This is a genomic window from Pseudomonas sp. R11F, from assembly GCF_050312575.1.
Lineage (GTDB): Bacteria > Pseudomonadota > Gammaproteobacteria > Pseudomonadales > Pseudomonadaceae > Aquipseudomonas > Aquipseudomonas palleroniana.
In genome coordinates this window covers 1-226 of record NZ_JBNPJU010000060.1, presented here as the reverse complement: position 1 = coordinate 226, position 226 = coordinate 1, and the positions used below count along the sequence as shown (strand labels likewise).

General features: G+C 55.3%; 1 tRNA gene. It reads right to left on the bottom strand.

What is annotated here, in order from left to right:
* Nucleotide 1: 1 nt before the first annotated feature.
* Nucleotides 2-74: transfer RNA gene (locus ACQRBV_RS17105), tRNA-Glu, on the bottom strand.
* Nucleotides 75-226 lie beyond the last annotated feature (152 nt).

The window sequence follows — 226 nt, the reverse complement described above, 5'->3', positions numbered from 1 at the left end:
GCGTCCCCTAGGGGACTCGAACCCCTGTTACCGCCGTGAAAGGGCGGTGTCCTAGGCCACTAGACGAAGGGGACACAAACCTTCTGTACATTGATCAGTGCTGAGAACTGATCGATTCAAGGACGGTGTGGCCAGACCTTGAACCTGTAAATTGGTGGAGCTAAACGGGATCGAACCGTTGACCTCTTGCATGCCATGCAAGCGCTCTCCCAGCTGAGCTATAGCC